The organism is Microbacterium xerophyticum (genome assembly GCF_053543555.1).
Window position 1 is genome coordinate 481,830 of the sequence record NZ_JBLVOB010000007.1, and the last position, 26,994, is coordinate 508,823.

Below are 26,994 nucleotides of genomic sequence, written 5' to 3' on the forward strand. Positions count from 1 at the left end.
GCCCGTTCACCGCCGCAATCTGGACGACAGGATCGCGGATCCGCTGCGGAGGAGCCGCGGCAGGAAGGCGTACCAGGGCGCACGTCGGATGGGCTGTTCCAGCAGTCGACGGACGACCTCGGCACCCGGCGTGGCGATCTCAGAAGGCTTCTCCTCCGATCGCACGTGGGAAAGCGCACGGTCGAGCTGCGCGGTCAGATCCTCCGAGGTCAGTGCGCGTCGGAGGATGCCCAGAGCCTCCATCTCCGCAGAGAAGACGAGTTGGTGATCATCGACGACCTCGCCGTCGCCCGGGATTCTGGGCACCACGATGGGAATGATCCCGAGCGCTCGCATGTCCATGACCGCGCCAGCTCCTCCCTGAAGTACCACTGCCGTCGCCTGACGGCACAGCTCGAGCAACTCCGTGTAGGGCAGGATGTCGACGTTCTCCGCGCCGACGACTGCGACAGAGGGTCCGTGTTGCATGACCACCCGCACGCCGTCGGTGTCCTCCAGCCAGCTCTGCATCCATTCCGACAATCGGTTGAACGGAAGATGATAAGTCCCTGCCGACACGACGACGAGCGGAGCGCTCATAGCACCACGCCCACGTTGCGAGAACCCGGATAGAACTCGCGCATGCCTTCCCACTGCACCAGGAACTCATCGGTGAACGGATACACGAGCCGACCGCTCAACCCCGGCGACGTGATGCGATCGACCGGCTCGAGATACACAGTGCGCGCCCCGAAGAATCGTGCCTGAGTGAAGAACGGAAGGGCGATGGCCGCGCCAGTGGAGAACACGATGTCGGGACGCTCCTTGGCGAGTACTCGTCGCGCAAGAGCGAAATTGCGCATCAAGTTCGGGACGTTCCGTACCGTCGGGTAGTTGATCTCGTAGACATTCTCAGATGCGAGCCTGGAACGGGCATCCTCGACGGGGAACGTGGCCCAGCAGCGTTCGTGCTCTCCCCACCACTCCCGCAGGGCGAGAGCCTGAGTGAGATGTCCTCCGGACGAGCAGGCGATGAGGATCTTCATCGTCAGATGCCTTTGCCGCGGCTGCGCACGAAACGGATCACGGCGTCGGCGCTGACCAGCCGCCATGAGATGGCGATCGCGAGCGCTGCTTTGACCTGCTTCGGATTATGACGAAGTGCGCGCCATGCCCATTGCCGGCCTTCCTTCCGCTGGCCGTTCGCCACCAAGGCGAAGGCGATCTGGGCCTCGATGCGTCCAAGCGCTGAAGGGATCGTGGCGATGTCCGGATGCTTGCGCAGCAGATACTGCAATGCCTCGGCGTAGACCGCCCACTGACCGAAATAGTAGGACTGCCCTTGCCACCTGACCTTCACCAGTGGCTCGTTCACCACGGTGACCGTGCCGTGATCGGAGGCGCGCAGCAACAGGTCGTAGTCCTCGCCGTACGCGCGCGGCAGATCCTCGTCGATCAGGCCCACAGGACCGAGGAGCACGTCCCGCCGAAACAGCAACGCTCCTGAGGGAATGCCAGGATGCCTGCTGCGGAGGAAATCCTCATGCGACAGATCCTCCTTCTCGACCAGACGGACATGCGTGTTCTCCCCGTCATCGAGCACCATCGCAGTGGCTATGGCGATGGCATCAGGACGCTCGTCCATCCGCTGCAGCTGCGCTTCGAGCTTGCCCGGCAGCCACTCATCGTCATCATCCAGGAAGGCGATCAGGTCGCCTGTTGAGTCGAGGATGCCCGAGTTGCGGGCGCCGGCGAGGCCCCGCACGCGGGTGTTCGAAATCCCCCTGACAGACCAGCCCTCCGGAACCTCGACATCCGGCACCTCGATCGGGCAGGCGTCGAAGACGATGATGACTTCACCCGTGCGAGTGGCCCCCTGATTGAGGATGCTCTCGACGGCGAGCTTCATGAGCTCCGGACGTTTGTGCGTCGGCACGACGACGGACACTTCACACTGCACGCGTACTTCCCCTTAGACACGCATCCGACGCTCGCGCCCCCGCGAGTTCGGAATCCCCAGATTCTCTGCGGGTCCCACCCCAACAGAAAATCGCTGACATGAAAGCCAACTTGAGCGCTAGTATAGCGGACGGTGCCCCTTTGGGAAGAGGGCGCTCAACTGGGGAACTTCTGGGGAAGGGGATTCGTCGTGCCAGACGAAGCTGTCAAGAAACGCGTTCGCGTCGGGGTCGTCGGAGTCGGAAAGATGGGGCTCTCGCATCTTGCGATAGTCCGCGCATTGGATGACGTCGAACTGGTCGGCGTCGTCGATTCCACCGACTATCTGCTCGACGTGCTGAACAAATACACCGGCGCCGCGACCTTCTCCTCGCTGGAGAAGATGCTCGACGGCGCACATCCTGAGGCGATCATCATCGCCACGCCCACGGGCTCACACGCTGCCCTCGTCCGGGCCGCGCTCGAGCGCGACGTCCATGTCTTCTGCGAGAAGCCGCTCACGCTCACAGCGTCGGAGTCCGCGGAGCTCACCGCACTCGCCGTCGAGCGGGGGCTGGTCGCCCAGGTCGGTTATCACAACCGCTTCATCGCGACCTTCCAAGAGGTCAAGCGGTTGCTCGATGAGGCAGCGATCGGCCGGGTGACGCATGTGCTGGCTGAGGCGTACGGTCCTGTCGTCCTCAAGGCGAAAGGGTCGACCTGGCGTTCCAAGCGCACCAGCGGCGGTGGTTGCCTGTATGACTACGCTGCGCATCCTCTCGATCTGGTGCACTGGTACCTCGGAGCCCCCGAGCGGGTGCGCGGGTCGGTACTGAACAGCATCTTCTCCGCGGATACCGACGATGAGGTCTATTCGACGCTGGATTACGCGGACGGCCTCAGCGTGCAGCTCTCTGTCAATTGGTCCGACGAGTCGTACCGCAAGATGTCGACGTCAGTCTCGATCACCGGCACGCAGGGCCGTATCGTCGCCGACCGCCAAGAAGTGCGCGTATACCTTCGCGACGGCGCCGGCATTCCGGACGGCTACAGCGGCGGATGGAACATCAAATACACGACAGAGCTCACCGACCAGGTCTCGTTCTACTTGCGCGGCGAGGAATACAGCGCGCAGTTGGAGAGCTTCGTCGCAGCGGTGCTCGCCGGTGAGTCCGTGGCGCGGCAGAACAGCTTCGCCAGTGCCGCACAGACCGACAAGGTCATCGAATGGATACTGCAGGACGCCGCAGCCGAGACCGAGGTGGGCACGGTGACCGCACTGCCAGCGCAATCGCAGAGACGCAACCTGTTCGGGCGGAGGAAGAGCGCATGAGCACCGCAACGACGACGACGCAGATGGACCTGCTCCTTCTCGGCGACAATCAGTTCTTCGGCATCAACCACATGTCCGAGGAGAAGGCGCGCGCACAGGCCATCCGCTTCCAGGACACCAGGGCGATCATCGATGTCATCGACATCGCGTTCGACAACGGCATCCGCACGTTGATGTGCACGACGCACGATCGCATCTCGCAAGTGTGCGATCACATGCGAGCCGATCCGGAACGTTACGCGGACTACCGGTTCTACCCGTGCATGCCATACGCGCACAAATACGCGAACGCGATCACCGACAACGGCATGCTCGGCGCTGTGCGGCAGTTCCTTCCGGAGGAAGGCCTGCTCAACGCCGCATTGCGCGGAGGCAGGTCCTTCATGAAGAAGGACATCGAGGGCATCATCACCCTGCTGGTGGATGCCGAGATGAAGATGTTCCAAGGCCTGAAGACGCCGGTGATCTTCTTGCAGAACGTCGTCGTCGATCTGATGCTCGGGCTCGGCTTCCATGAGGCCTTCGCCATCTTCGACCGGCATGTGCGTGAACGCTACGGCGCCGAGCCCGGGTTCATCACGATGAATCTGCCGATGCTTCTCGACGCACTCGACCGGGTCGGCGTGGTCAACCCGATCGTCTGCGCGAACATCAACGAGATCGGCTTCCGGATGTCAGGTGGCATAGCAGCGTACGAGCAGGCGCTGAGCGAGCGCCCCTTCCGGCCCGTCGCGATGTCGGTCTTCGCCTCGGGGGCGATCGCACCGCAGCCTGCTCTGCAGTGGATTCACGATCACGCGAACGTCGAATCGATCGTCTTCGGCGCCTCGTCGCGGACATCCATCACGAGCACGACGGGGATTGTCAGGGAACTTTGGGAGAGAGACATCTACACTAGGCCCTGAAACCCGACCATTCAGGATGCATCGAGGGGGCTCGGCAGGCATCCGCAACTCCCAGGAGACCTGGAGAGAGCCAGCGGCACATGTCGCACGTTCTCTTCTCCCCCTCGATATGAAGAAGAAGACTGCACAGAACCACGTCCTCATTCGTTACCTGATCGCGGCGCTCGCGTCCTTCGCGGTGCTCGCCACCTCGTTCGTGGCCGCACAGCCGGCTCACGCGGCTGCGTCCACTTCGGCCGTCACATCGATCATCCCCCGACAATCCTCGTGGCTGTACCACCACGGCGCGACCGCACCGGCACAGGACTGGCAGACCGCCGCGTCGACCTGGCCGACCGGTGATGCGCCGTTCGGCAAGGGCAAGGACATCGGCCCCGTCAACACCGTCATCGACGAGCCGGCGGATACCCGGCCGCTGTCGGCGTTCTTCCGCAAGACCTTCACCCTCACCTCCGACCTCCCGGAGTGGACCTGGCTCAACACGTGGGCCGACGACGGCATCGTGGTGTGGGTGAACGGTGTGGAGGTCGGACGCAAGAATGCGCCGGACGGAGAGATCACGCCGAACAGCTACTCGACTGTCGCGCCGTCCTCCGACGCCGCTCGTCGAGACCCGGTGACATTCTCGGTGCCTGCGTCGCTCCTCAAGCCCGGGGAGAACACGATCGCGGTGCAGGTGCTGTTCAGCTGGCGCCAGACACCGAACATCAGCTTCGATGCGCACCTCGTCCGCGAGGATCGCGCGAGTGCTCCGGCGAACCCCGCAGGGCCGACGAATCCTGTCGCGCCCGCAAAACCCACCGTCCCGACTGAGCCCGTCGCGCCGGAAGCACCGGTGACGGATACCGGGAACATCGCGGGTTGGGGAACGCCGACCTGGCGCGACGAGTTCACCCATGTCGATCCGTCGACGGGCACGCCTGCGGTCGATCCTGAGAATTGGAACGTCCGGGGGCGAGATGACCTCGGCCTCCTCTTCGACGCCGCCGTCGTCGAAGAGGAACAAGTGAGCGTCGACGACGCCGGGGTACTCCATATTCGCGCGGACTGGCGCGACCAAGCAGAGAAGCGCCCCTCCTCTCAGAGCGGGCCGACGGATCTCTGGCATGAGACCGGCTACCTCGATCAGCGCAAGCTCGAATCGGACGACGTGTCGATGAGCCAGCAGTACGGCCGCTGGGAGATCCGGGCGAAGACGCCGACCGGCGACAACACCCGAGGCGCCCTGGCCGCGTTCTGGTTGCGCAACTCCCAGTCCGGTGAGATCGACATCATGGAGGCCTGGGGCCACGGCGGCGCCATGCCTGCCGAGTACGACAAGTGGGTGAAGGACACCGCCGCCACCACCATCCACACCAAGACCGACGGCACCGGCCGAAAGGCCATCTGGCGTCATCATGAGCAGGGGGCGACCACCGTTCCGTGGGACGGCTTCCATGTCTATGCGTTCGAACTGACGCCGACGTACGCCGCGACGTTCGTCGACGGTGTCGAGGTGATGCGCGTCACGCCCGACACCTATCCGGACCTGTGGGACCCGGCGTACTTCGGCACTCCGCTGCACATGCGCCTGAATCTGCATGTCGGCCCGTCGGAGCAGTATTGGGGCCTTCCCGACCCCGCCAATCGCACGGCCACGCAGAACCTCGACTTCCAGGTCGACTACGTCCGTTCCTGGGAGTACACCGGGTAGGGATCGTCCCGGCCGATCGGAAGCGCTGCCCGGCCTCGGGTCAGCGGCGCTTCCGATCGACGGTGCGCGCACGCATCGGACGCAGCGCCAGCTCGTCATCGTGCGGCTCGATCAGAGTGTCGTCCTCATCGACTTCGACATCGTCGCCGCGATGTTCATCGCGTTCGTAGACGTCGCCGGGATCGCCGTCGGCCCCATCGCCCTCGGCCTTGGACCGCTTGTATGCGCTGCCGGGACCGTTGCGCACGCGCGACACGATCAGCGCCACGATCGCACCGAGCAGGATGCCGAGGAACATGCCCGCGGCGACGAACACGAGGATCGATGGCCGATTGGACGTCTGCGGCGGGTCAGCCGGGGTGACGAGCGTTCCCGAGTAGAACGGCGTGGCGATGATGAGCGCCTGCTGATCGAGGAGAGCCTGAAGCTGAAGCTGCGTCGCCGCGCGCTCGCTGCTGCCCTCAGCCTGAGAGTCCAGGAGCGCCTGCAGCTGCGTGATCGAGTTGCCGAGCTCCTCCGTCGTCCGTTCGACGACGGCCCGCGCGTTGTCGGTGCGCTCCTCCCCATAAGCCGTCGCGAGTGCGTTCGCCCGATCGGCCGCCAGCTGCGCGCTGTTCGCCGTGACCTGGAAGATGAGCACCTGAGAGTTGCGCGGCACTTCGATCGTGGTGTTCGCGCGAAGCGCCTCCACCGAGGTGCCGTCCAGATCTTCGCTCGCGCGTGAGAGCACCGACGTCGAGGTGGCGACGACGCGCTCGGTCTCCATGTTGACGGTGTTGAAGCTCGACCCGGAAGACAGCACGCTGATCGGTTCCACGGTGTGCTGAGCCTCGGCCGTGTACTTCTGCGGGTAGATCGCGAAGATGCCCACTCCTGCGAGTGTGAACACCACGATGGTGCCCACCAGCACGAGCCACGACTGCATGATCCCTCGATAGAGATCTTCCAGTGTCCAATGTGTCGCCACGCGTTTCCCCCCAATTCGCTGCGTCCGAACCACGGTGTCGATCGCAGATCCCCCGTCATCTTACAATCCGTGTCCGCGACCGAGCCGGGAGTCCTCCGTCGGGATCAGGCCCGCACTTCGGAGATGACCAGTCTGGCCTTACCAGCCACGCTCTCGATGGCGTCGACCGCCACCGCTGCGATGCGGACCTCATCATCGAGGAGTGCGCTCAGCTTGCGGACCGCGGCGGCCACGGCCGCATCCGCATCGTTCTCCGAACGCGCGACATATCGGAGGGTGATGGAGAGGTCGGCATGCTGGATGATCTGCATCTGCCTGATCGCGCCAGGCGATTCGAGGAAGAGTCCGCTGAGACCGCCCGTGATCTGCTTTCCCGATGGCGTTCTCACGACATCGGAGATCCGGCCCTGGACGGCTTCGATCCGTGGGAAGACGAGTCCGCAGACGCACTCGCCCTCCACCGCGCGTGATCGATCCCCCATCTCGTAGCGCACCAGCGGGAAGACCTCGTTGCTGAAATCGGTGACGACGACGGACCCCGCTGCGCCGCGCCTGACCGGACGCCTCTGCTCATCGAGAATCTCAACCCGGCGCTGATCCGCAGCGACATGCAAACCGCGATGCGCTGCGCACTCGGCCGCGATCCACGGGATCTCGGCCGACCGGTAGGTATCGAACACAGGAGCCTCGAACACCCGCTCGAGGAGCTCGCGCTGGCCGGGCTGTAGCGTGGCGGCCGTCACGGAGACCGCCGTGGTCACCAGCTTCCGATCGGTCCGCTCGAGATGCGCAGCCACGGCGGTCGCACCTTCGACGTAAGCCACGAGCAGCCGAGGACGCACCCGCTGCCATCTTGAGATGAACTGCTCCATGGAAGATTCCGTGATCGCGCGTGCATCGAGCAGGAGATGTCTGCTCGGCCACCATTGCAGCGCGTACTGCCAGGCATCCTTGCCCTGCCGAAGCCGACGGTAGATGAAGGCGGTGTCGTCGGCAGGATGCACGCCCCACCATCGGTACATCCGCCACCACATGGCTGCGGTCGGGGCCGCCGCATCGTTGCGCACTCGCAGGGGTGAGCCTGTGCTGCCTCCGGTCTGCGACGCGAGAGCGCGGCCCGCGGAGATGTTCAGCGCAAGGACGTCGTCGCCGGCATCGCGAAGCCGGTCCTTGGTGACGACAGGGAGCCTGGTGAAGTTCGCCGCGATCGCGACATCGTCACGCGTGAAGCCCGCGTCGGAATACAGCGACCGATAGAACGGCGAGTTGTCGAACGCATGCAGCGCGATCTTCGCGCTCGATTCGTCGGTGAATCGGACGAGCTCCGCAGCCGACATCACCTCATTCCGACGCATCTCACGGAAGGTCCGCAGCTCCCGACGCATCAACAGGTGTGTCTTCGCGTCGAATATCGCTTTCTTCACAGCTCCCCACAAGCTCCGGCGCGATGCCGATCTCCTCCATGGTAGAGGTGAGTGATCGTCAGAGCTCCCCGGGGCGCATCGCCTCAGCGTCGATTGCGCGAATCACGCGCTGCGCAGCCGTGTCATGTCTCGGCTCGGAACCGGCGCGCCGCCCCCGCCGCGGCGCGTAGACGAACAGCGAATGGAACAGGAAACGCGCGATGAACGCGACGATCAGCGAGAGCCCCGTCGCCAGCACACTCGAGATGTGCCATGTCTCGACCATCAGCGCCATCACGGGGATGCGCACAGCCGCCTCGACGTTGTTGAAGGTGAAGGATGCGGCGAAGCGAGCGCCGACCCCTCGGGCATCAGGGCGCATGTCTCCGAAGACGAATCGTTCCTGCAGGACGAAGTTGCCGACGATCGTGATCTCGGCGCCGACGATCGCTGCCCAGATGTACGGCATCCCCATGGTGGTGAGAGCCCACATGATGCCGAGGTTCGCGACCGCCCCGATACCGCCGATCACGGCGAACAGCGACATCTTGCCGAAACGAAGCCGAGCCAGATGCGCGACAAATGTGGCGCCCTGGCGCACAGTGGCCTTCGAGGCGCCGTTGCGCCGTTCGGAGAATTCCATCGGCACCTCGGCGACGCGCACATCGGATCGGGCGAGGATCTCGAGCAGGATCTTGAAACCCTGCGGACGCAGCCCCGAGAGTGCGAGGCGGCGGCGGTCGACGAGGAAGAAGCCGGTCATCGGGTCGGTGCTGCCCGCCAGCCTCCGGGGGAACATCGCTTTGGTGAGCCAGGTTGCCGCTCTGGACACGCCGAACCTGAGAGCCGTACCGAGGCCTCTGGAATCACCACCGCCCACATACCGGGATGCGGCGACCACATCGGCATCGCCCTGTTCGAAACGGGAAAGAAGCACTGGGATCAGTTCGGGCGGGTGCTGGAGATCGCCGTCCATGACGATACAGATGTCGCCACGGGCCTCGGCCAGCCCGAGCGCGACGGCGCCGCTGAGACCTCCGAGGTTCTCGGTACGGTGAATCACGCGCACCGGAAGCGGTGACTCGGCGGCGACGCGTGCGATCTCAGCTGCAGTACTGTCTGTACTGTCATCGACGAAGAGCATCTCGGCGTCGCGACCGTTCAACGCTGCACCGACCCGCGCGACGAGTTCGGCGACGTTCTCGTACTCGTTGAAGGTCGGCACGACGATCGTCACTGCTGTGCTCACGCGCGCGCTCCTCCCCGTTGTCGCCGTTTCATGCTCCATCGTTTCACGTCCTGCTGTGCGACGACGTCCGTGACAACAGCCCCGCGCACCCGCTAAGCTGACTCGATACGACTGTGGGAGTCGTCGGTGGCCGTGGGGGCCGCCTCTGGGGAATCTGATCTGGGGAGATCATGACGCGTATCGGCTATGCCGCTGGGGCTTTCGATTTGTTCCACGTGGGGCATCTGAACCTTCTACGTCACGCCAAGCAACAGTGCGATGTACTGGTGGCCGGTGTCGTGAGTGATGAGATGCTGCGGCAGGTGAAAGGCATCGAAGCCGTCATCCCGGTCGCAGAACGCGCGGAGATCGTGCGTCACATCTCGTTCGTCGACGACGTGTACATCGAGACAGCACCGGCGAAGATGGATGCCTGGCGCGATGTGGGCTTCACGCACTTCTTCAAGGGCGACGACTGGCGCGGCACGGACAAGGGCCTGCGCCTCGAGCGCGAGTTCGCCGAAGTCGGTGTCGAAGTCGTCTATTTCCCGTACACCGCGCACACCTCGAGCTCGGCGCTGCGGCGAGCGCTGGACGCCATCACATCCGGCTCGAGGCCGACCGCCGCTCAGCGTTGAGTCGGAGCAACGGCGTCCGGTTTCAGCGCCCGCCCATCCGCACGCCCGTATCCTGGATTCATGACTTCTCCCGCCTCTGACTCGATCACGCTTTTCGGTGCCGACTGGTGCCGCGACTGCATCCGCACCAAGAAGCAGCTCGACGACCTCGGCGTCGAGTACACCTACGTCGACCTCGTCGCCGAGCCTGCGGCGGCCGACGTCGCCAAGGAGATCTCGGGTCGTACGAACATCCCCGTCGTCGTGTACCCGGACGCCTCGCACCACGTCGAGCCCCGCAACGAGGACGTCGAGGCGAAGCTCCGCGAACTCGCGCTGATCTGACGCCACTCCGCGCCGCTACACTGGCGCGATGAGCACTGACGCTCGACCCGAACGGGCATCCGTCCGCCTCTCCGCGCGAACGATCGTGAGCTATGCGATCGGATCCCTCGGCACCGGCGGCTATTCGACCCTGCCCGGCCTCGTCCTGACCTACTTCCTCACCGACAATCTCGGCGTCGCAGCCCTCGCCGCCGGCGTCATCGTCACGGTGGCGAAGGTGTGGGATGTGGTGATCGACCCGCTGATCGGCGCGGCATCCGACCGTCAGCTCGCGCGCACCGGCTCGCGTCGAGGGTTCATGGTGATCGGCGCTCTGACCCTGCCGATCTTCTTCGCGCTCACGTTCGCCGTCCCGCCCTCGTGGGGACCGGTCGCGAGTGCGATCTGCGTCCTTCTCGCCTTCCTCGGCACTGCGACAGCATTCAGCCTGTTCCAGGTCCCTTACGTCGCGCTGCCGGCCGAGCTGACGCGCAGCTACGACGAGCGCACCCGGCTGCTGGGCTGGCGCGTGGTCGTGCTGACCGCCGCGATCCTGCTGTTCGGGGCGGGTGGCCCGATGCTGCGCCGCGCGACCGGCGATCCGGTCACCGGTTACCTGTTGATGGGCATCGTCGCCGGTGTCGCCATCGGGATCGGCATGCTCATCGCGAGTCGCACTGCGGATGCCGCGGCGAAGGCCGCCGCGATCGATGCCGCCCCTTCGGCCGCGTCGCAGGACGGCGCGACGACGACGAGCCTGCGCACGCAGTACCTGTCCGGGTTCCGTGCGCTGCGCCGCAGTCGGCCGTTCCGGGCGCTGCTGGGCACCTTCCTTCTTCAGGCCCTCGCCACCGGGACCATGCTGGCCGGTGCGCAGTACGTCGCGACCTGGGTGCTGAACGACGAGGCCGCGGTGGAGGTGCTGTTCGTCGCCCTGGTCGGCCCTGCGCTCATCGCGACGCCGGCCTGGACCGTGATCGCGAACCGCATCGGCAAGGAGCGCTCCTTCCTCGCCGCCAGCATCCTGTTCCTGGCCGCATCGGCGACGATCACCCTCGCGGTGTGGGCACCGGGCGCGTGGATATACGCCTCTGTGGCCGTCGCCGGCATCGCCTACGCCGGTCTGCAGTCCCTGCCGATGGCGATGCTGCCCGACGTCATCTCGCACGATGAGCGCGCGACGGGCCCTGGTCAGGCCGGAACCTTCACCGGCATCTGGACCGCCGGCGAGACGATCGGGTTCGCGCTCGGGGCGACCGCCGTCGCGCTCATGCTCGCCTCGACCGGATACGTCTCCAGCGTCGCCGGGGCGAGCACCGCCCAACCGGATGCCGCCGTCGCGGGCATCGTGCTCAGCTTCAGCATCCTGCCCGCCGCTCTCATGGCACTCAGCCTGATCCCGCTCGCCCGCTACAGCCTGCGCCGACACGATATCGAGGAGCTCGGGTGACGTTCGTGTGAGGAATGGCACAACAGCGGCTCCGCGGTCGGCGGATCGATCCTAGGCTGGGCGCGTACCCGCACGAAGGAGATGCCGATGACGTCAACGACCACCGTGACCCCCGCACAAGGACTCGACGAGGCCGACCGCGATCTTCTGGACGCGGCGATCGCCGATCTCGATGCGGGCGCGCGCAGCTGGTCGGCCCTCGCCGTCGGGCAACGGGCCACGCTCCTGCGCGCCGTGCGCACCGCCGTCGCGTCCGCATCGGAGGAGTGGGCGCACACCGCTGCCGTGTCCAAGGGTCTGAACGGCGGCCATCCGTTGCGCGGTGAGGAGTGGCTCTCGGGACCGTACAGCGCCCTCGGCGCCCTCGATGCGTACATCGAGACGCTCACGAGACTGTCCGAGGGGCGCAACCCGCTCGAAGGCATCCGCATCGACAGGGCACCCGGTGGACGAACCCGCGTGCAGGCCTTCCCCCTGACGGGAGTCGACAAGGTGCTGCTGTCGGGCTTCGCCGGGGAGGGCTGGCTCGAGCCAGGAGTCACGCCGCGCGCCGCACGCGCCGGCGCCGGTCTCGCACAGCGCACGCCGGGAGAGTCCGGCGGCGTGGGGCTCGTTCTCGGCGCAGGCAATGTGACGTCGATCCCCGTGCTCGATGTGCTCTACGAGCTGCTCGCGCACAACCGCACGGCGCTGTTGAAGGTGAATCCGACGCAGGATTCACTGATCTCCGTGTTCGAGCACGCGTTCGCACCGCTGATCGAGCCGGGATTCCTGCGCATCGTCCGCGGCGGCGGCGACGTCGGCGCCTACCTCACCGCCCATCCGAAGCTCGCCCACGTGCACATCACCGGGTCTGCAGCGACGTTCGACGCGATCACATGGGGCACGGGGTCGGCGGGAAAGCGCCGGCGCCGCGAGAACCGTCCGCAGCTGAAGAAGCCGATCACCGCAGAGCTCGGCGGCGTCTCGCCGATCATCGTCGTGCCGGGCGAGTGGACCGACGCCGACATCGCCTTCCAGGCCGAGCACATCGCGACGATGCGGTTGCAGAACTGCGGGCACAACTGCATCGCCGGGCAGGTCGTGATCATGTCGTCGGACTGGGAGCAGGCGGACGCCTTCCGTGCCGCGCTGCGCCGCGCCTACGCCAAGGCTCCGGAGCGCCCGACCTGGTACCCGGGATCGGATGCGCGCATGCAGCAGGCGTCGGAGGACTACCCGGACGCGCTGGTGCTCGGCGACCGGCTCCTCATAGAGGTCGGGCGTGGCGAGGACGCGTCGGCGTTGCAGAGCACCGAGTACTTCGGCCCGGTGCTGGGCGTGGTCGAGGTCGCGGGTACGGGGCAGGAGTTCCTGGATGCCGCCGTGGCGCATGCGAACGACGAGCTGCAGGGCACGCTCGGCGCGAACCTGCTGATCGACCCGACCACGCAGAAAGCGCTCGGCACCGGATTCGAGCGCGCGATCACCGAGCTGCGCTACGGCTCGATCGCGATCAACGTCTGGACCGCGGTCGGATTCATCACTCCCACGCTGACGTGGGGCGCGTTCCCCGGCAACACCCTGGCCGACGTCGGCAGCGGGATCGGCGTGGTGCACAACGCACTGCTGCTCGACCGTGTCGAACGATCGGTCCTGCGCGGCCCGTTCCGGCCGTTCCCGCGGTCGTTGCCCGTCGTGAACGGCGGAGGGCGGTTCACGATCCTCCCGAAGCCGCCGTGGTTCGTCACGGCACGCACAGGCGCTCAGGTATCGGAGGGGCTCACGCGCTTCCGTGCAGACGGCGGCGCTCTCGGGCTGGTGAAGACCCTGCTTCGAGCGCTCCGCGCCTGAGTCAGTCGTCGGCGAAGAGGTCTGTCGCGTCGCGCAGCGCCTGCTGGATGCCGGGTTCGGATGCCGCATGGCCGGCATCGTCGATGACGACGAACTCCGCCTCCGGCCAGGCCTTGTGAAGGTCCCATGCCGTCATCATCGGCGTGCCGACGTCATAACGACCCTGCACGATGACGGCGGGGATGTGCCGGATCCGGTCGACCCCCGCGATCAGCTGCCCCTCGCTCAGCCACCCGCGGTGCAGGAAGAAGTGGTTCTCGATCCGTGCGAGCGCGACGGCTGCAGCAGGCTCGGTCATCGAGGCGATCACGTCAGCGTCCGGGCGGAGGGTGACGATCGATGCCTCCCACTTCGCCCAGGCAACGGCCGCCGGCACGTGCACCGCGGGATCCGGATCGCTCAGCCGACGGTGATACGCCTCTGTCATCCGGCTTCTCTCGAGCACCGGGATAGGAGCGATGAACTCCTCCCACAGTTCGGGGAAGAGCACTGCGGCCCCACCGTCGCAGAACCATTCCAGCTCGACGCGCCTCAGCGTGAAGATTCCGCGCAGGATCAGCTCGCTCACCGCATCCGGGTGTGCCTGCGCATAGGCGAGCGCGAGTGCACTCCCCCAGGAGCCTCCGAACACCTGCCATCTCGTGATGCCCAGGTTCTTGCGCAGCAGCTCGATGTCGGCGACCAGGTGCGGCGTGGTGTTGAACCGGAGATCGGCGTCCGGCGCGCTGACGTGCGGAGTGCTCTTGCCGCAGCCGCGCTGATCGAACAGCACGATCCGGTACTTCTCCGGATCGAAGAACTGCCGCTGCCAGGGCGAGACGCCGCTGCCGGGTCCGCCGTGCAGGAAGACGACCGGCTTACCCTCTGGATTGCCGCTCACCTCCCACGCGATGCGCTGGCCGTCGCCCACGATCAGCATCCCGCTGTCGTACGGTTCGATCGGCGGATACAGTGCGTCCAACTTCATCGGCTTCTGGCCCCCCGGTCAGTGAGTCGTCCGCCTTCTGGCGGTCATTCCACCGTACCGCGCAGTGCCGGAAGACCCGTGCAGGCGGCGTTCGATTCAGGGTCAGGTGCGCGACGCACGCGTGAAGTAATCACGCGACCGCGGCGCGAAGGTGAGACCGAGTGCCGAGAGGGTGAGCACCATCGCCACGACGAGCACAGGGACAGCCTCTCGCCATTCGTGCATCACGACGGCGGCGGCTGCGAACGAGAGCGGGAACACGACCGCCGCGTAACGCGCCCAGCCCCTGCGGATCATCAAGAGGATCGTGACCGCAGCGTATGCCGCGAACAGGGCGATGGGAATCAAACCGAAGAGCTTTCCCCCGCCCCATCCCCACGCGCCGAGGAAGAGTGCCACCCAGAGCAACGGGATCGAGGTGGATATCGTGACGACGCTGAAGATCGTGAAAGCCACTCGAAGAGTGACCGGCATGCGGTCGTCAGCCCCTTCGACGCGGCCCGGCTCAGACGTCGACAGGGCTACAGCTCACTGCCGTCGACGGCGAACGTGTCGCAACTGCCGAGGCCGTTCTGGTACCCGCTCGCGAACCAGCCCTGCCGTTGGTCGCTCGACCCGTGCGTCCAGGACTCCGGATTGCTGAAGCCCGACTGCTCCTGGATGTGATCGTCGCCGACGGTGAACGCCGCGTTCAACGCGTCCTCCAGCTGCGCTTCGGTCGGTGTCTGCAGATACTCGACACCGTTCTCGTCTTCGAGCGTCGCGGCGTCTGCGAGCCACGCGCCGGCGTAGCAGTCGGCCTGCAGTTCGGTGCGCACGCTGTTGCTGTAGGGCCCGGAGCCGTTGTTCGGGTACTGCGTCATGATGCCGGTGATGTTCTGGATGTGGTGACCCCACTCGTGGCCGACGATGTACAGCTGCGCCAGCTCACCGGCTGAGGCATCGAACTGCTGACGCATGATCTGGAAGAAGTCGGGGTCGATGTACACGCCCTGCTCGGGCGGGCAGTAGAACGGTCCGACCGAGTTGGATGCCGTGCCGCACTGCGTGGACGTCTGCCCCTCGAAGACGTACAGCTGAGGAGGCGTGTAGCCCTCGACGTGCTGCGCCCAGTAATCGTCCAGCAGCACCTGGGCGCCGGCCATGCGGCAGTCATCCTGGGTGTTCGCATCCTCACCCGTCTCGCACGCGAGCACCGTGCCACCGGATTCCTGTGGTGCGCCGCCTTGCGAGCCGCCCCCGACCAGGCCCGACAGGTCGATCCCGAACAGCGGTCCAGCGAGCAGCGCGAGGATGCCGAGGATTCCCACGCCGCCACCGGCGATCGCCGCGGTGCGACCAGGGCGACGCGTCCGATGGCCCGAGATGTCGGAATCAGGGTTGAACGTCATGGGATGAGAGTACCGCGCAGGCTGCGCTGAGTGCGGGCAATGAGGCCGGACTCGTGTCGGCGCTGAGCGGTGTCGGCGTAGGCTCAGATCATGGTTACGACGATCACCATCACGGGTGCGGGCGGACAGATCGGGTACGCACTGCTGTTCCGCATCGCGGCCGGAGACCTGCTGGGCCCCGACGAGAAGATACGGCTGCGGCTGCTGGAGATCCCTCAGGGGCTCAGATCCGCCGAGGGAGCGGCTCTGGAGCTGCACGACGGTGCCTTCGACCTGCTCGAGCACGTCGAGGTGACCGATGATGCGGCGACCGGCTTCCACGGAGCGAGCCTCGCGCTGCTGGGCGGCGCGCGGCCCCGCGGTCCTGGCATGGAGCGCGGGGATCTGCTGGCGGCCAACGCCGGCATCTTCGGACCGCAGGGCAAGGCGATCGCCGAGCACGCAGCGGCGGATGTGCGCGTCACCGTGGTCGGCAACCCGGCGAACACGAATGCGCTGATCGCCGCGGCATCCGCGGAAGGGCTTCCGGCCGAGCGCTTCACCGCGCTGACCAGACTCGACGAGAACCGCGCCCGCGCGCAGGTCGCCGCCGCCCTCGACGCCCCGGTGTCGAGCATCCGTCGCGTACCGATCTGGGGCAATCACTCGGCGACCCAGTTCCCCGATGTCTCGCACGCCACCGTCGACGGACGGCCCGTGGTCGATGCGCTGGCCGAACGTGTCGGAGACGTGCGCGCCTGGCTCGAGCAGACCTTCATCCCCCGTGTCGCGAAGCGCGGCGCAGAGATCATCGAGGTGCGTGGATCGTCATCCGTGGCATCCGCCGCGAACGCCGCGATCGAGCACGCCCGCGACTGGGTGCGCGGCACGGATGACTGGACCAGCGCCGGCGTCGTCTCGCACGGCGAGTACGGGGTTCCCGAGGGCCTCATGTCGTCGTTCCCCGTGCGATCGGTCGACGGCGAGTGGCAGATCGTCGAAGGCCTGGAGCTCGACGAATGGGCTCGCGCGCGCGTGGACGCCTCAGTCGCCGAGCTCGTCGAGGAGCGGGACGCGGTCAGGTCGCTCGGAGTGCTCTGACCCGATCTTCCGGCGCGGGTACCTGGTTGTCCGAGGCGCAGGGCACAATGGATGCTGGAGGTGCGCCGATGAGCGATACGACTGATCTGACGACCGGGAATCATCCCATCGGCGAGCCGATGACGAGTCCGTTGCACCTGCCGCATGCGGCGACGCAGTGCGAGAAGTGCTTCACCGAGTTGCAGCATGATCACGAGTGGTGGCACGCACGCCCTGCGAGCTCGCGGCTGGTCGGACTGGTCGTCTCCCGTGAGGGGATGCCATCGGTCGTGCAGCAGCGCGATGACCTGACCCGCTTCGGCGTTCCGATCGAGGGGTTCCGGCATCCGGCTCCTGAGATCCTCGAGAGCTGGAGCGATCGTCTGGCCCGCTTCATCGCGACCCTGCACAAGGGCGATGTGCTGGTCGTGGCCAACGTGCACGCCCTGGGGCGCGACCGTGACGAAGAGACGCGCACGATCACCGATCTGCGCCAGCGAGGCATCATCGTGAAGGTGCTCAGCACCGACTCCCGGCACCTCGCCGACGCGGTGCGCTGACCGCGTCTGTCAGGGGTGCGTGCGGGCGACGTGCCCGAGCGCACTCGCGAGCGCGACGATCTGCTCCGCGTCGTCGGCTTCGACGGCGACCAGCGGGTAGGCGTCGGAGTCTTCCTCGAGGTAGACGAGCGTGAGGCCGTGCTCGTCGAGCATTCCGTTCGCGACCGCGACCGCTGTCGGCAGATCTGCCTCGATGTCTCCGACCGCGTCGAGGTCGATCCCGGTCGCGAAGATGCGCGGCAGGCCGGCGAGAGCGTCGGCGAGCTGTGCACCTCCGTCCTTCCAGTCGAGGTAGGCGAGCGCTCCGGCTTCGTCGAGTCCGTCGATGATGACGAGCCAGGGGTCGATGTCGGAGGCGGACTCGATGCCGCGGTCGAGAAGATCATCGGCGTGCGCCGCATAGTACGCGTCCGGATCGTCGACCGCCTGTTTCACCGAGGCGGTCAGCTCCGCGTCATCATCGAGCAGTCCGCACAGGCGGATCCATTCCTCGTTCATGATTCTCCTCGGTGTTCGGGGCCTGCAGGATCAGCCGGCCAGAAGCTCTTCGGGGAAACGCGCCACCTCGAAATGCTCGGGAACCGTGCCGGCGGAAGGCGTCAGCACACCGGGCAGCTCGATCAGCCGCTCGAACGGCACCCGCTGCATCCGCCCGTCGCCGCCGTTCAGCACGATCAGATCCGCGCGCGGAACCACGGTGTGCACGTCCTTCGTCACCGTCGCATACGTGGTGTAGGGGCCCTCTTCGCTCTGCTGGGCGAGCTCGAGCGTGGCGACGAACACGTCCACGCCTGCGGCGGCGTAGGTGCGACCCAGAACCTCTCGGGCGGCGGCGTACTGCACCTGATCCCAGCGGCGACGCATCCGACCCACCTCCGCCGCAACGCTCTCAGGCCATTCGAATCGCTCCCACCCCGACGCACCGCGCACCAGAGGCGTGATCGACACGCTGCGGTCGGTGTTCGCCAGCACGCGCTCGGCCGCGGTCGCGACTGATGCGAGCGATGCGGGATCATCAGCGAACCCTACGAGGGTGTGACCGGCATCCGGCACCACTATCACCGGCACGGCATCAGGTCGCAGACCCGATACTGCAGCCGGATCGCGCAGCGCGGCAGCAGCGAAGGGCATCGAGCGGATGACGAGCCCCGCACCGAACTGCTCCACCGGCGACTCGTCCTGACCTCGAGCCGCGGCGGCGGCGACCACATCATCCATCGTCACACCCCACTCGCCGAGCATCGTGGCGGTGACCGGCACATCAGCCGTCGGAAGATCGAGGATCGCACCGACGTAGTAGTCCTCCACCGCGGGCACGGCGGAATCGACCGCCTGCTCCACGCCCTGCACCGCGAGCAGTTGCGCGCGGATCTGGAACGGCACGACACCGACTGGCCGGGCGGAGAGCACAGCGCGAGCCTCGTCGAGGCTCGCAGGGATCTCGATGCCACCGGTCATGAGTTGCTCCTTCGTTGTGAGTATGGACGGGAATCAGGCGGATACGCCAGCGGACCGCAGATCGCCAGGATAGAACTCGTCACTGCGCAATCCGGTGTCATCGATGTCGAGAGCCGTGGCCACACCGAGAGCCTCGAACGCCCAGTACCCGTAGTACACGCTCCGCTTGCCGACCAACTCGTGCCCGCCCCATCCCCAGACGCCCTTCCAGGCCTTGTACCAGTTCTTGAGGTACTTCTCGATCTTCTGCGACGGATCACCGGCGTCGAAGGCTTCGTCCAGCACTCCGACGACCTTGGGAAACGACAGCGTCTCACCCACCGTGTGCTCAGGGCGCCTCGTGGCGATGAGTCGATCGATCAGCCGATCTCCCCAGCCGAACCGCACTGCCGCGACGACACGATCAAAAGTCGCATCGTCCACGCGGAATGCCAGCGCCAGCGACACCAGCGACAGCCACTCGCGATAGAAGTCCTTGCTGTTGCCGAACGCGAACCGCACAGCTCGATGTTCAGCCGAGAGGAACTCCAACTCAAGTCGCAGCGCTCGCTCCGCGTCGCTCAGAACGACGTCGAAATCGGCACGGAGCACCTCAACAGACGCTCCCTGCGAATAAAGTGCGCTGAATCGGTCCCAGCGTTGTTTCATCACGTCGCCTGCGACCTGCCCGATCATCTTCGGGTCTGCCCACTTCTCCACTGGTCGATCGAATCGTCGATCGTTGCTCTCGCATCGTGTGGTCAGATACTCCACCACGTCATCGAAGTACGCCTGGTCGGCACGAGTGTCGCGCAGCACCGTAATCTCCTTCTCGTCTCCCGGTCGGATCGTCGCTCAGCCAGTGCGACCGCTGTCGATCACGCGCGCCGCCGCATCGAGGTTCACGGCTCAGGCGCCCAGACATTCGCTACCGACCGAACGCTCTCGAGTTCGGCACTGGGGGTCGTCAGCTCGAAATACCCGGGCTCGACGGGCCCCGGCTGCAGTTCTTCGACCTGACTCCACGAAGGGTTCTCCAGCAGAAGAAGAGCCTCGCCTGCGGCCTGTTGCAGGACTCGCACCGGCACTCCCCGATGGCTCGCGGTGATGACGACCTCGAAGATCTCGTCGCACTCGCCGAACGGCGCCAGACGGCGATGGATCATCGGGCGGATCTGCTCGAAGCCGTCCGGCACGCCCTCGTCGCCGATCCACACGAGCTCCACGCCCGGCTGGCCGTTCGGCAGGAAGTCCGCCGGCAGATCGTGACCGCGCCACTTCGCACGCGGACCGACAATGTGCAGCGGCGGATAGAAGCCGGTTGCGCCCGTCCATCCCTTCGCGGGCGATCCGAAGGCAGCGAGCTGTTCGATGCGCCCATCGGCGTGCAGGCGCTGAATGGTCGATCCGCTCGGCACGCGAGTGCGCGCAAGAAGCCAGACCGGGGCGCGCACGGGGCCGCGCAGGAACCCCGTCTCGTACGTGGGCCATGGCCGTTCGCCGATGTCGGACGGCGTCTCGAACCGCATCAGCGGACGCTGCTCGAACATCAGCACGTCGACGTACTCCGGCGCTTCGGGGAAGACCAGCCCGTCACCGCCGAGCCCGTATGCGCGGACCAGCTCGGCCGGGCGCACCCCGACCACATCGCCCGCTCGCACGACGGGCCCACCGAACTCGGCGAGCCCGCCCTTCAGCATCGCGTCCGTCATCGCCGGCATGAGCAGCTTCTGCCAGATCGTCACAACGCCTCCTTCGACGTCACCACGCTACCGCGCCTCACCGGCGTCACCTGCCGGCAGGAACCGACGCCACTCTTCAGGGAGACCATCATCGAAGTCGGTGAACTCCGAGATCGAAGCGACTCCCGCCACGAAATTGTCGCCGGGATGCTGACCGGTCTGTCTCTGCACCACGACTCCGTCCGGCCACCGCAGACCCGCCGTCGACGCCGAATCCGTCCACAATCGGAACAGGACCGTCCCGTCATCTCGGAAGACAAGATCGTGCACGCGCTCACCCTGATACCTCGCGGACGGCGAGACGTACTTGAACCCTGGTGTCCCGCCCGGAATCTCGCGTCGAGCGGGCTCAACGCTCGGGTCAACCGCCATCAGGACCCAATTCCGAATGTTCGACGCCGAGTTGCCGACGACACGATAAAGCACATCATCGACGAGTCCGTACTTTCCCGAACTCAGGGGACTCATGCCGTCTCCACCCACTCGAGAATCGGGTTGCCGTCCGCGTCGACGCCGGTCTGCTTCAACACGGCAGTCAGTTGCTGACTTCCGTCTTGACGGATCGACCACATCTCTGCGCCCTCGCGCATTCCCGATGCCGTGCCGGTGTGCAGTTCGGGTGCGCCATCCGAGCCGAGCGTCCAACCCGCGCCCACGAGCGGATTCTCATGCGGCAGGACCACCGCTCCCGGAACATTCGGATCTGCCGGTCCACGATCTGCGATCGGTTGGGCGTTGTCACCCCGACCAGGTGTGATCTGCCACGAACCGTCGTCCCAAGTGCTCTGAGATCTGTGCCCGGAGTCGCCGAACAGGCTGGAGTTGCGCGGAACCTCATGGCTGCCGAAATCGTCGGTCTGGTACCTGACGACGGTGACATCGCGATCGCCCGCGGAGAAGGTCGTCCCCTCATAGTTCAGGGCGAGCCGTTCGAAGACGTCACGCGGTGTTCGCATGTCCACGACATCGCCGGCACGCGCCGTGAAGCCATAGATGTGATCAGGGCTGTTGTACCCGGAACGATCGTTGTACAGGTAGTTGAGCGCCGTCGTGTCGTCGACGACCTTCTGCATCCAGGTGTCTGCGTCCACCGTGATGGAATCGCGCACCTGGGTGAGCATGTCGACCTGATCCGGTGTGAGGTATCGCACGTGCGTGTCGAGTGCGTCATCGAGGTCGCGTCGAGTCCACCCGCGGTCCGCAAGGAAGTCGTCGAGCGGCTGCCCGTCGAACTCGCCTTGATCCCAAGGGGTGGTGCTCGCTGCGATCTGCTCTGGCGACGCCTGCACGGTGTGCGACGTGCCGTCGCTGAGTGCCGCTGTGCCGCCTGAACCGGGGTCACCTGCCGCACCCGCGGCGTCGCCTGGACCGTCACCGTCGTTGGGCGGCAGGTCGCCGCCGTCGCCCTCGGCTGCGGGCTCGCCGGCACCCTCGGCTGCGGGCTCGCCGGCGCTCTGCGGAGCGGGGTCACCAGCAGCCTCAGGCGCCGCGGGTGTCTCAGCACTCGTGGACGAGTCCGGCCCGCTCGGCGTCTGCGGCACGTCGTGAGACGACTGGGGTGCAGCGCCGGAGGTCGAATGAGAGCCGGACGTCTGAGTAGACGGCGCAGCGGGCGCTTCACCGTTCGCGGGGGATCCAGTGAACTTGCCGTCCCCGCCGGCGACGCGTCCGTCGGCGCCCAGCTCGCGCACCCTGATGGAGCCATCCGGCGCGACCTGCGCGAGACCGCTTTGCACGTCGCCGGAGGCGAGCGCGTCGTTCACCGCGTCGATGTCAGACTGAGACGTGTCCTGCATCGCCGAGTCGATGCGGTTGGTCCCGGTGTTGGCGCCGGTCAGCCAGTCGTGGCTCATCTGACGTCCATCGAGCGTGTTCCCGAGTCGTGCGGTGTTGTATTTCGCCTCGATGACTGCGACCTCGGTCTGGCCGTCCGGTCCGGTCCGGCGGTAGATGCCGTCGATTCCCTGCGCCGTGACGGGATGGGACCCGTCCGCACCGTTGTCGATTCGCGTCCAGCCGTTGCTCTCCATGAAGGCCTGCGCCTGGAGCTCGCCGTACGTGCCCTTGTTGTGGTTCGCCGGTGCGTCAGGGTCGCCGTTCGCTGCGTTCCACTCATCGAACGAGCGCATGTTGCCGTCGGCGTCGAAGAGACCGGCCACGTTCGAGTTCGAAGAGTTCGCCGGGTTCCAGTCGGACGGTGACAGTCGATCGCCGTCCGTCGGTGACGTCGGCGGGACGGCTGCGTCGTCCTCCGGCGAGTCGCCGGTGTCGTCAGCATCCGCGTCGTCCGGCTTTCCGTCGCCGTCTGCATCGGCATCGGGGTCGGCATCCTCGGAGGCTTCGCCATCGGCGTCGCCGTCCTCGCGGGGAGGCCGGCCGCCGTCGGCCTCGCCGCCGCCGTGCGGGACACCACGAGAACCGGGTCCCGCGCCCTCGGAGCTGCCGGGTGTCGCATCGGGGTCGGCCTCAGCATCGGGCGTCGGCTCAGGAGTCGGCTCCGGAGTGGGCTCCGGGCTCGGCTCCGGCGTCGACTCAGGAGTGGGCTCAGGCGTCGGCTCAGGCGTCGGCTCAGGCGTCGGCTCAGGGGTCGGCTCCGGAGTGGGCTCAGGCGTCGGCTCAGGCGTCGGCTCAGGCGTCGGCTCGGGCGTCGGCTCGGGCGTCGGCTCCGGGCTCGGCTCAGGCGTCGGCTCCGGAGCGCTGTCGCCCGCGGATGTGCCGTCACCGGACGGCGTTCCGTCGCCCGAGGTGGAACCGTCGCCGACCGGCGGCGTCACGTTGATGTCGGTCTCGGCAGGAGCCTCGCCGTGATCGGTCGGCGCACCGTCGCCGTCACCGCCGCCGCCCGAGCCGATCTCGTTGCCGGCACCGGTCGGACCCTCGTAATCTGTCCTCGATCCGTTGCCGTCGACGCTGGTGGAGCCAGGGTCGCCGCCGCCCCCCGCAGGAACATTGGCGTCGGGCGTCTCGATGCGTCCGCCGTCCACGTTGCCGGCGGTCGGCGAGTTGCGACTGGGGAGGCGTGCGGACATCACCACGCCAAGACCGGCGCTCAGCGCGAGAGCGCCCGGTGTGATCTCCTCGCCTCGGACGCCCATGTCGGTCGCCGTGCCTGCCACACCGCCGCTGCCGTTGCCGAGCGCCTGGACGACGACTCGTCGACCGGCGTTGCCGAAGGGCGCGACCACTGCTGCGGTCACGCTGCCGCCGACGAAGCCGCCCGCGAAGGCCGCCAGGAAGTTCGGGTTGGGGTCGACGGTCTCTGCAGCCATCGCGCCCGTCGTGCCGGAGACGACCTCGATCGTCACGCGGGTCAGCTTCGGGAACCGGGTGCCTGCGGCGCGCAGTGCGGCGACGATCGCCCGCAGCTTGCTCGAGAGCCGCATCGCGGCGGCGACGCACTTCTGGACGAGTCCGGCGATCCTCGCACCGATGTTCGCGATGCGGATGGCGATACCGGAGCCGGCGACGACGGCGGCGGCGCCGAAGGTGACCACCGAGAGCAGACCGCCGACCGCGATGCTCGCCACGACCTCGATCACGAGCTGCACCATCATCTGACGCGATTCGCGGTGCGTCTCCTCGATGGTGTCCGCGTAATCGCGGCAGATGTTGTCGATCTGACCGATGCCGTCATCGCTGCTGACGAACTTCCCGAGCCCCTCCGAGAAGTCGTCGACCTTGGAGGAGATCGAGGTGAGCTCGCCGCTCTCCATGCCGCTCAGCGGCGCATCCGCAGTCGAGATCGACGTCTTCAACGCCTCGAGATCTCCGAGGATGCTGGCCCAGGTCGTGCCGGCCTCGCGGAGCTTCTCCGGGTCGCCGTCGGGGAAGAGCGTGCCGACGAGGTTCATGATCTGATCCCAGATCCAGACCGCGGCCGAATCCAGACCGTCGACCATGGTGTCCGGGCGCCCGCCGAAAGCGGAGGGCGGGGATGAGACCGTGGTGCTCTCGATCTTGTCCCGCAGCACATACGTACCGGCGGCGTCGTAGACGATGTAGCCGGCGTTCGCGTTGGCCTGGGCATGCGTGGCCGCAGCGGCCATGAGCCCGCGATCGAGATCGCGTGCGGACGCCTGCGTGTCCGCGAAGCCCTGAAGCGCCGCCTTCGCCATCTCGTCGTACGCCTCGGCGAACTGCTCTCCACCTGGGTCGGTTCCGGCCATGCCGTCGAAACCGTTCAACGACGAACGTGCGGAGGAGCCGTAGGTGTCGGCCTGCGTGGAGATGGCGTCGAAGTTGTCTGCCGCCGAGCGGAACTTCTCCGGATCGATGTTCACCATGGTTCACCCGGCCCAGTTCGACGTCATGGAGGTCTGGGCGGTCTCGTACTCGGTCGCTGCGGCTCCGGCCCAGGTCGCGAGGAACTCCGCGTGCGAGGTGAGCACGCTCGCCCCGACCTGCCATACCTGCACGGAGTTCACGAACTCCGCATTGGCCACGCCCTGCCACTGGGAGTCCACCGCAGCGGTCGCGGCCATCGCGTGCGCCTGAAGATCGCTGCAGTAGCCCTGCAGCTGCTTGAGCGCAGATTCGAGACCACGGATGTCGCCCGTCTCGTAGGTGTGCTGCCCGGTCATACCTCAGCGCTCCCGCCCTTGGTGAAGGTCTTGATCTCTGCGACGAGTTCGGTGAGGTCCTCGCGCGAGTCGCCGACGCTCTCGGCGAGGGTCACGCTGACCTTCTCGTCGTCCTTGGTGCCGAGCTCCCCGTCCTTGCCCGGCTGGTTGATCGACACCCGCGCTGAGCGCGTCGCGGTGATGATCTGGCTCTCCGTCGTCTCATAGGTGGCCTGGGCGCCGTGCAGTCGCGTCGCGATGCTCAGCAGCGCCGTGGGGGTCAGCGCCGCGCTCGTGATGAACGAGTTCCATTCCTCCCGGAACGCGGCGGCGGCAGCGCCGGTCCAGGTTCCCCCGACGACGGCGTTCACGACACCCTGAGCCTGCTGGATCTGCGCGTCGAGCATCCCCGCAGCATTCATCATGGATGCCGCGGAGAAGCCGAGCGACGGCGTGCTCACCACGAAATGCGCCATGAGGCACCCCCCTCACATGTGACGATGGCAGGCCCGAGGGCCCGGCCGGTTGGACTACTGACGGAAGCTGTTGCCGATGTTCGACTCCGACTCCTCGTACGCCAGCGAGGCCTTGTTGAGCTGGTCGCTGATGCCGTTGAGCGATTCCTTCAGCTGGAGGCCGGCGGCGTCCCACTGCTCGTAGAGATCGTTGAAGGTCTCCGATGCCGATCCGCCCCAGTCTCCGGCGATCAGTCCCTGAACCAGGGCCTTCAGATTGCCGAGCTGCGACTCGATCGAGGATGCGCCGTTTGCGAGCTGGCTCGCGACGCCTGCGAGTGATTCTGAGGTGACCTTGATCTCGGCCATGTCATACCCCCTGGTCATGCGGCTGTGCCGCTGGTTGGATCTGCGTAACCATTCCTAACACAGGGCGGGAGCGCTCAACGATGGGGAGATATGCCCATGCGTGCGGCCGAGCCATCGAACCGGAGGGCTCAGGAGACGACGAGCGTCGCATCACCGAGCAGCAGGCGGTCTCCCGGCAGAAGACTCGTCGGCGTTCCTGCGACCAGGACGTACTGGCTTCCGGCCCGCTCGAGGAACGTGCCGTTCGCGGAACCAGGATCTGTCGCGGTGACGCCGTCGGACACCGGGGAGATCACGAGGTGCACACGCGACATCGCGCGTTCAGGGTCGGGAAGGCGAACGGCGACGCCCTTGTACTGTGCGGCACCCTGTTCCGGCGATCTGCCGAGGACGAGCACGCCCTCCAGCGACAGCTTCTTCCCGCCCGGGAGCACCACGGCGGTCGGAACCGGCACAGCGGCCGCGGTCGGCTGCGAGGAGGATGCCGGCTTCTTCTGCGGCGGGGACTCCTGATCCTGCGGCTCTGCCCTCTCCGGCTTGCGAGCGGGCTTCCGCGGCGCCGGCAGGGGTACGGGTGCGAGGACAGGTGCGGGCTCGACGGAGGATGCCGAGTCCTGCCGCCGCGGTGCGGCATCCGCGCCGGGGAACGGCGGAGCCACGCCGGCGACGGCGTCGATGAGCTGTCCGCACGCCGGGCAGAACATGCTGTCCGGCCGGACCGCTTCACCGCAGAAACGGCATTGAGTGCTCATCGAAGATTCCCCCCTTCATCCGCTGAGCGCCCG

Annotated in this window: 28 protein-coding genes; 9 read left to right on the top strand and 19 right to left on the bottom strand. The window is 66.6% G+C overall.

The genetic code is table 11. From position 1 onward, the window contains the following. Positions 1–6: 6 nt before the first annotated feature. The 3 genes from ACNPNP_RS13905 to ACNPNP_RS13915 are packed head-to-tail and all read right to left on the bottom strand — an operon-like array spanning position 7 to position 1,939. Positions 7–579: a glycosyltransferase gene (locus ACNPNP_RS13905; protein ID WP_448966619.1), complete on the bottom strand. Its 573-nt coding sequence runs from the start codon at positions 577–579 to the stop codon at positions 7–9. Beyond that, the gene (locus ACNPNP_RS13910) at positions 576–1,025 is read right to left on the bottom strand and encodes a UDP-N-acetylglucosamine--LPS N-acetylglucosamine transferase (RefSeq protein WP_448966620.1); all 450 of its coding nucleotides are present in this window, start codon (positions 1,023–1,025) and stop codon (positions 576–578) included. The genes ACNPNP_RS13905 and ACNPNP_RS13910 overlap by 4 nt, the downstream gene beginning before the upstream one ends. A gap of 2 nt (positions 1,026–1,027) precedes the next feature. After that, a complete protein-coding gene (locus ACNPNP_RS13915) occupies positions 1,028–1,939 on the bottom strand; it encodes a glycosyltransferase family 2 protein (protein WP_448966621.1) in 912 nt (303 codons plus the stop codon). A 189-nt stretch (positions 1,940–2,128) separates the two neighbouring features. On the opposite strand from ACNPNP_RS13915, the gene ACNPNP_RS13920 reads away from it, so the two are divergent. From ACNPNP_RS13920 to ACNPNP_RS13930, 3 genes are all read left to right on the top strand, one after another. Next, positions 2,129–3,250: a Gfo/Idh/MocA family protein gene (locus tag ACNPNP_RS13920; protein ID WP_448966622.1), complete on the top strand. Its 1,122-nt coding sequence runs from the start codon at positions 2,129–2,131 to the stop codon at positions 3,248–3,250. Next, the gene (locus tag ACNPNP_RS13925) at positions 3,247–4,155 is read left to right on the top strand and encodes a hypothetical protein (RefSeq protein WP_448966623.1); all 909 of its coding nucleotides are present in this window, start codon (positions 3,247–3,249) and stop codon (positions 4,153–4,155) included. The genes ACNPNP_RS13920 and ACNPNP_RS13925 overlap by 4 nt, the downstream gene beginning before the upstream one ends. Before the next feature lie 109 nt (positions 4,156–4,264). Further along, positions 4,265–5,848 carry a glycoside hydrolase family 16 protein gene (locus ACNPNP_RS13930; protein WP_448966624.1) on the top strand — a complete coding sequence of 528 codons (1,584 nt, stop codon included), beginning with the start codon at positions 4,265–4,267 and terminating at the stop codon, positions 5,846–5,848. A 40-nt stretch (positions 5,849–5,888) separates the two neighbouring features. Here ACNPNP_RS13930 and ACNPNP_RS13935 read toward each other — a convergent pair whose 3' ends face one another. The 3 genes from ACNPNP_RS13935 to ACNPNP_RS13945 all read right to left on the bottom strand — a co-directional run bounded on the left by ACNPNP_RS13935 (position 5,889) and on the right by ACNPNP_RS13945 (position 9,506). Further along, the gene (locus ACNPNP_RS13935; protein WP_448966625.1) at positions 5,889–6,848 is read right to left on the bottom strand and encodes a YveK family protein; all 960 of its coding nucleotides are present in this window, start codon (positions 6,846–6,848) and stop codon (positions 5,889–5,891) included. A 71-nt stretch (positions 6,849–6,919) separates the two neighbouring features. Next, entirely contained in the window at positions 6,920–8,170 is a 1,251-nt protein-coding gene (locus tag ACNPNP_RS13940; protein ID WP_448966626.1) for a phenylacetate--CoA ligase family protein, read from the bottom strand. Positions 8,171–8,297: 127 nt separating this feature from the next. Continuing rightward, on the bottom strand, positions 8,298–9,506 hold the full coding sequence (locus ACNPNP_RS13945; protein ID WP_448966627.1) for a glycosyltransferase: 1,209 nt from the start codon (positions 9,504–9,506) through the stop codon (positions 8,298–8,300). Between the two features lie 131 nt (positions 9,507–9,637). Between ACNPNP_RS13945 and ACNPNP_RS13950 the strand changes: the two genes are divergently transcribed. The 4 genes from ACNPNP_RS13950 (at position 9,638) to ACNPNP_RS13965 (ending at position 13,670) form a co-directional block, all read left to right on the top strand. Then, positions 9,638–10,084 carry an FAD synthase family protein gene (locus tag ACNPNP_RS13950; RefSeq protein WP_448966628.1) on the top strand — a complete coding sequence of 149 codons (447 nt, stop codon included), beginning with the start codon at positions 9,638–9,640 and terminating at the stop codon, positions 10,082–10,084. 60 nt (positions 10,085–10,144) lie between these two features. Continuing rightward, the gene (locus ACNPNP_RS13955) at positions 10,145–10,408 is read left to right on the top strand and encodes a glutaredoxin family protein (protein ID WP_448966629.1); all 264 of its coding nucleotides are present in this window, start codon (positions 10,145–10,147) and stop codon (positions 10,406–10,408) included. Positions 10,409–10,436: 28 nt separating this feature from the next. Further along, a complete protein-coding gene (locus tag ACNPNP_RS13960) occupies positions 10,437–11,837 on the top strand; it encodes an MFS transporter (protein WP_448966630.1) in 1,401 nt (466 codons plus the stop codon). An 87-nt stretch (positions 11,838–11,924) separates the two neighbouring features. After that, positions 11,925–13,670 carry an aldehyde dehydrogenase family protein gene (locus ACNPNP_RS13965; RefSeq protein ID WP_448966631.1) on the top strand — a complete coding sequence of 582 codons (1,746 nt, stop codon included), beginning with the start codon at positions 11,925–11,927 and terminating at the stop codon, positions 13,668–13,670. 1 nt (position 13,671) lies between these two features. On the opposite strand, the gene pip is transcribed toward ACNPNP_RS13965, so the two are convergent. The 3 genes from pip to ypfJ form a co-directional block, all read right to left on the bottom strand. After that, positions 13,672–14,637, bottom strand: a complete 966-nt coding sequence (gene pip, locus ACNPNP_RS13970) for a prolyl aminopeptidase (RefSeq protein ID WP_448966632.1) — start codon at positions 14,635–14,637, stop codon at positions 13,672–13,674. 102 nt (positions 14,638–14,739) lie between these two features. After that, positions 14,740–15,111, bottom strand: coding sequence for a hypothetical protein (locus ACNPNP_RS13975; protein WP_448966633.1), 372 nt, complete (start codon positions 15,109–15,111; stop codon positions 14,740–14,742). 47 nt (positions 15,112–15,158) lie between these two features. Then, on the bottom strand, positions 15,159–16,028 hold the full coding sequence (gene ypfJ / locus ACNPNP_RS13980; protein WP_448966634.1) for a KPN_02809 family neutral zinc metallopeptidase: 870 nt from the start codon (positions 16,026–16,028) through the stop codon (positions 15,159–15,161). Positions 16,029–16,118: 90 nt separating this feature from the next. Here ypfJ and ACNPNP_RS13985 point away from each other — a divergent pair, with 90 nt between their 5' ends. Both ACNPNP_RS13985 and ACNPNP_RS13990 read left to right on the top strand, forming a co-directional pair. Beyond that, positions 16,119–17,108 (top strand): malate dehydrogenase, encoded by a 990-nt coding sequence (locus tag ACNPNP_RS13985; RefSeq protein ID WP_448966635.1) that lies wholly within the window; start codon positions 16,119–16,121, stop codon positions 17,106–17,108. Between the two features lie 68 nt (positions 17,109–17,176). Then, complete coding sequence (locus tag ACNPNP_RS13990; protein WP_448966636.1) at positions 17,177–17,647, top strand: recombinase family protein; 471 nt, start codon at positions 17,177–17,179, stop codon at positions 17,645–17,647. Positions 17,648–17,656: 9 nt separating this feature from the next. On the opposite strand, the gene ACNPNP_RS13995 is transcribed toward ACNPNP_RS13990, so the two are convergent. The 10 genes from ACNPNP_RS13995 to ACNPNP_RS14040 form a co-directional block, all read right to left on the bottom strand. Then, positions 17,657–18,145, bottom strand: coding sequence for a DUF6630 family protein (locus tag ACNPNP_RS13995; RefSeq protein WP_448966637.1), 489 nt, complete (start codon positions 18,143–18,145; stop codon positions 17,657–17,659). 30 nt (positions 18,146–18,175) lie between these two features. Beyond that, positions 18,176–19,105, bottom strand: a complete 930-nt coding sequence (locus tag ACNPNP_RS14000; RefSeq protein ID WP_448966638.1) for a hypothetical protein — start codon at positions 19,103–19,105, stop codon at positions 18,176–18,178. A gap of 33 nt (positions 19,106–19,138) precedes the next feature. Then, positions 19,139–19,903: a PoNe immunity protein domain-containing protein gene (locus ACNPNP_RS14005; RefSeq protein WP_448966639.1), complete on the bottom strand. Its 765-nt coding sequence runs from the start codon at positions 19,901–19,903 to the stop codon at positions 19,139–19,141. Positions 19,904–19,986: 83 nt separating this feature from the next. Next, on the bottom strand, positions 19,987–20,829 hold the full coding sequence (locus tag ACNPNP_RS14010; protein ID WP_448966640.1) for a hypothetical protein: 843 nt from the start codon (positions 20,827–20,829) through the stop codon (positions 19,987–19,989). A gap of 24 nt (positions 20,830–20,853) precedes the next feature. Continuing rightward, positions 20,854–21,096, bottom strand: coding sequence for a hypothetical protein (locus ACNPNP_RS14015; protein ID WP_448966641.1), 243 nt, complete (start codon positions 21,094–21,096; stop codon positions 20,854–20,856). Between the two features lie 194 nt (positions 21,097–21,290). Next, on the bottom strand, positions 21,291–25,109 hold the full coding sequence (locus ACNPNP_RS14020; protein ID WP_448966642.1) for a WXG100-like domain-containing protein: 3,819 nt from the start codon (positions 25,107–25,109) through the stop codon (positions 21,291–21,293). 3 nt (positions 25,110–25,112) lie between these two features. Next, positions 25,113–25,406: a hypothetical protein gene (locus ACNPNP_RS14025; protein ID WP_448966643.1), complete on the bottom strand. Its 294-nt coding sequence runs from the start codon at positions 25,404–25,406 to the stop codon at positions 25,113–25,115. Next, the gene (locus tag ACNPNP_RS14030; RefSeq protein WP_448966644.1) at positions 25,403–25,861 is read right to left on the bottom strand and encodes a WXG100 family type VII secretion target; all 459 of its coding nucleotides are present in this window, start codon (positions 25,859–25,861) and stop codon (positions 25,403–25,405) included. The genes ACNPNP_RS14025 and ACNPNP_RS14030 overlap by 4 nt, the downstream gene beginning before the upstream one ends. A gap of 54 nt (positions 25,862–25,915) precedes the next feature. Then, entirely contained in the window at positions 25,916–26,209 is a 294-nt protein-coding gene (locus tag ACNPNP_RS14035; RefSeq protein ID WP_307361391.1) for a WXG100 family type VII secretion target, read from the bottom strand. 128 nt (positions 26,210–26,337) lie between these two features. Then, a complete protein-coding gene (locus ACNPNP_RS14040) occupies positions 26,338–26,961 on the bottom strand; it encodes an FHA domain-containing protein (protein WP_448966645.1) in 624 nt (207 codons plus the stop codon). Positions 26,962–26,994 lie beyond the last annotated feature (33 nt).

Excerpts from the sequence above, each read along its gene's own strand:
- ACNPNP_RS13905 (WP_448966619.1), bottom strand. The coding sequence starts at position 579 with ATGAGCGCTCCGCTCGTCGTCGTGTCGGCAGGGACTTATCATCTTCCG.
- ACNPNP_RS13910 (WP_448966620.1), bottom strand. The coding sequence starts at position 1,025 with ATGAAGATCCTCATCGCCTGCTCGTCCGGAGGACATCTCACTCAGGCT.
- ACNPNP_RS13925 (WP_448966623.1), top strand. The coding sequence starts at position 3,247 with ATGAGCACCGCAACGACGACGACGCAGATGGACCTGCTCCTTCTCGGC.
- ACNPNP_RS13930 (WP_448966624.1), top strand. The coding sequence starts at position 4,265 with ATGAAGAAGAAGACTGCACAGAACCACGTCCTCATTCGTTACCTGATC.
- ACNPNP_RS13940 (WP_448966626.1), bottom strand. The coding sequence starts at position 8,170 with ATGCGTCGGAATGAGGTGATGTCGGCTGCGGAGCTCGTCCGATTCACC.
- ACNPNP_RS13945 (WP_448966627.1), bottom strand. The coding sequence starts at position 9,506 with ATGGAGCATGAAACGGCGACAACGGGGAGGAGCGCGCGCGTGAGCACA.
- ACNPNP_RS13950 (WP_448966628.1), top strand. The coding sequence starts at position 9,638 with ATGACGCGTATCGGCTATGCCGCTGGGGCTTTCGATTTGTTCCACGTG.
- ACNPNP_RS13955 (WP_448966629.1), top strand. The coding sequence starts at position 10,145 with ATGACTTCTCCCGCCTCTGACTCGATCACGCTTTTCGGTGCCGACTGG.
- ACNPNP_RS13960 (WP_448966630.1), top strand. The coding sequence starts at position 10,437 with ATGAGCACTGACGCTCGACCCGAACGGGCATCCGTCCGCCTCTCCGCG.
- ACNPNP_RS13965 (WP_448966631.1), top strand. The coding sequence starts at position 11,925 with ATGACGTCAACGACCACCGTGACCCCCGCACAAGGACTCGACGAGGCC.
- pip (WP_448966632.1), bottom strand. The coding sequence starts at position 14,637 with ATGAAGTTGGACGCACTGTATCCGCCGATCGAACCGTACGACAGCGGG.
- ACNPNP_RS13975 (WP_448966633.1), bottom strand. The coding sequence starts at position 15,111 with ATGCCGGTCACTCTTCGAGTGGCTTTCACGATCTTCAGCGTCGTCACG.
- ypfJ (WP_448966634.1), bottom strand. The coding sequence starts at position 16,028 with ATGACGTTCAACCCTGATTCCGACATCTCGGGCCATCGGACGCGTCGC.
- ACNPNP_RS13985 (WP_448966635.1), top strand. The coding sequence starts at position 16,119 with ATGGTTACGACGATCACCATCACGGGTGCGGGCGGACAGATCGGGTAC.
- ACNPNP_RS13990 (WP_448966636.1), top strand. The coding sequence starts at position 17,177 with ATGAGCGATACGACTGATCTGACGACCGGGAATCATCCCATCGGCGAG.
- ACNPNP_RS13995 (WP_448966637.1), bottom strand. The coding sequence starts at position 18,145 with ATGAACGAGGAATGGATCCGCCTGTGCGGACTGCTCGATGATGACGCG.
- ACNPNP_RS14000 (WP_448966638.1), bottom strand. The coding sequence starts at position 19,105 with ATGACCGGTGGCATCGAGATCCCTGCGAGCCTCGACGAGGCTCGCGCT.
- ACNPNP_RS14020 (WP_448966642.1), bottom strand. The coding sequence starts at position 25,109 with ATGGTGAACATCGATCCGGAGAAGTTCCGCTCGGCGGCAGACAACTTC.
- ACNPNP_RS14025 (WP_448966643.1), bottom strand. The coding sequence starts at position 25,406 with ATGACCGGGCAGCACACCTACGAGACGGGCGACATCCGTGGTCTCGAA.
- ACNPNP_RS14030 (WP_448966644.1), bottom strand. The coding sequence starts at position 25,861 with ATGGCGCATTTCGTGGTGAGCACGCCGTCGCTCGGCTTCTCCGCGGCA.
- ACNPNP_RS14035 (WP_307361391.1), bottom strand. The coding sequence starts at position 26,209 with ATGGCCGAGATCAAGGTCACCTCAGAATCACTCGCAGGCGTCGCGAGC.
- ACNPNP_RS14040 (WP_448966645.1), bottom strand. The coding sequence starts at position 26,961 with ATGAGCACTCAATGCCGTTTCTGCGGTGAAGCGGTCCGGCCGGACAGC.